Source organism: Micrococcus sp. HSID17227, assembly GCF_003989405.1.
Lineage (GTDB): Bacteria > Actinomycetota > Actinomycetes > Actinomycetales > Micrococcaceae > Micrococcus > Micrococcus luteus.
The window spans coordinates 1-1740 of the sequence record NZ_RBLN01000097.1; the positions used below are offsets into that span (position 1 = coordinate 1).

Genomic DNA, 1740 nt, shown 5'->3' on the forward strand with positions numbered 1-1740 from the left:
GTCGATGTCCGGGGCGTCCACGAGGGCGATGCCTGACGGCAGTGCGGGCTCGGCCACGAGCGCGACCGTGTCCATCGCGGACTGGTCGGGTTCGACGGGGCCGGCGGCCGCGTCGCGGTGCACGCTGTCGCGGGCGGCGGCCTCGTCCAGCAGCTGCCAGGGCACGGCGTCGGCGTAGCGGTGCGCCGTCGTCGTGAAGATCCACAGGTCGGCGGCCTCGAGGAGCTGCCGGGCCAGCGCGCGGTTCTGGTCCGCCACGGAGTCGATGTCCGGGGCGTCCACGAGGGCGATGCCTGACGGCAGTGCGGGCTCGGCCACGAGCGCGACCGTGTCCATCGCGGACTGGTCGGGTTCGACGGGGCCGGCGGCCGCGTCGCGGTGCACGCTGACGCGGGCGAGGTCGGGCAGCACCCGCGGGCCCGTGAACCAGTGGGCGTCGGCGGGGTTGTGCAGCAGCAGCGGCTGCCGCGTGGTGGGCCGCAGGGCGGAGGAGCGGGAGACCTCGTGGCCGACGAGCGCGTTCACCAGCGTGGACTTGCCCGCACCGGTGGAGCCGCCGACGACGGCCAGCAGCGGCGCGTCGAGCGAGTCGAGGCGGGGCAGCACGTAGTCGTCGATCTGGTGCAGGGTGCGCTCTCGCTCGGCGCGGTCCTGCCCTGCGGTGACGGTCTCGAAGGGCAACTCGAGCGCGGCGAGGTGCTCGCGCACGCGGCGGACGGCCGTGTCGACACCGAGGTCTGGGACGTTCTGATCCGTGTGTGGCACGTGGGCCATCGTCTCACGGGCGCGCGCCGGCCGCCCATCCCGCCGGCCCGGCGGACGGAGACGACGGAAGCCCGGTCCGCAGGGACCGGGCTTCCTGTCACTCGGGTGACCCCAGCGGGATTTGAACCCGCGTTACCGCCGTGAGAGGGCGGCGTACTAGGCCGCTATACGATGGGGCCGAGCGCGCTGTCCGCGTGTGCGGAAGCGATGCCGTGGAGACCTTCTGCTGCGCCTGCGTCTCCTGTTCAGGCGGCGGATGCGTTCATCCGCCCGTGCCGTTCCGGTCTGAGGACCGGGCGGCGACTGCGTGACCCCAGCGGGATTTGAACCCGCGTTACCGCCGTGAGAGGGCGGCGTACTAGGCCGCTATACGATGGGGCCGTGCGCCACGTCCGAGCGTCTCCGCCCGTGCGCGTTCACTGAGTCCGAAGACTCGCTGGGGTACCAGGACTCGAACCTAGAATGACGGTACCAGAAACCGTTGTGTTGCCAATTACACCATACCCCACTGTCGGTCAAGCATGCCTGACCGATGTGCATCATATTCATGAGCTCCGTGTTCCCGGATCTCTCCGGCAACGAGTAAGAACTCTACACCCTCCGGGCGGCGCGTGCAAAATCGGCGGGTCAGGCCGCCAGCCAGGTCCGCAGCCCGCCGATCGCCCGCATCCGCCAGCACGCGTGCTCCTCGTCCCAGAGCGGCTCCTCCGCCCCGCCGTGGGCGGGGGCGTCGGGGCTCATCCACACCGGGACGAGCCCCGCCGACCGGGCCCCCTCGACGTCGTGACGCAGGCTGTCCCCCACCATGAGGGTACGTCCCGGGTCCGTGCCCAGGCGGGAGCAGCCGGCCAGGAAGGGGGCCGGGTCCGGCTTCGGGGCCCCGGCCGTGTCCGAGCCGATCAGCACCTCGACCCACTCCAGACCGAGGGCGTCGGCCTTGCCGCGCTGGTAGGTCTCCACGTTGTTCGTGACGAT

2 protein-coding genes and 3 tRNA genes are annotated in these 1740 nt (G+C 71.7%); all 5 read right to left on the minus strand.

Features of this window, described 5'->3' with window-relative positions; all coding sequences use genetic code 11:
- Window positions 1-765, minus strand: a 765-nt coding sequence (locus D8M29_RS06630; RefSeq protein WP_238693340.1) for a dynamin family protein, incomplete at its 3' end; no start/stop codon positions are given.
- Window positions 766-871: 106 nt separating this feature from the next.
- Window positions 872-944, minus strand: a tRNA-Glu gene (locus D8M29_RS06635).
- Window positions 945-1073: 129 nt separating this feature from the next.
- Window positions 1074-1146, minus strand: a tRNA-Glu gene (locus tag D8M29_RS06640).
- A 55-nt stretch (window positions 1147-1201) separates the two neighbouring features.
- Window positions 1202-1273 (minus strand) — tRNA-Gln (locus D8M29_RS06645).
- Window positions 1274-1392: 119 nt separating this feature from the next.
- The coding region (locus tag D8M29_RS06650; RefSeq protein ID WP_148111535.1) for an HAD family hydrolase at window positions 1393-1740 on the minus strand (348 nt) is incomplete at its 5' end.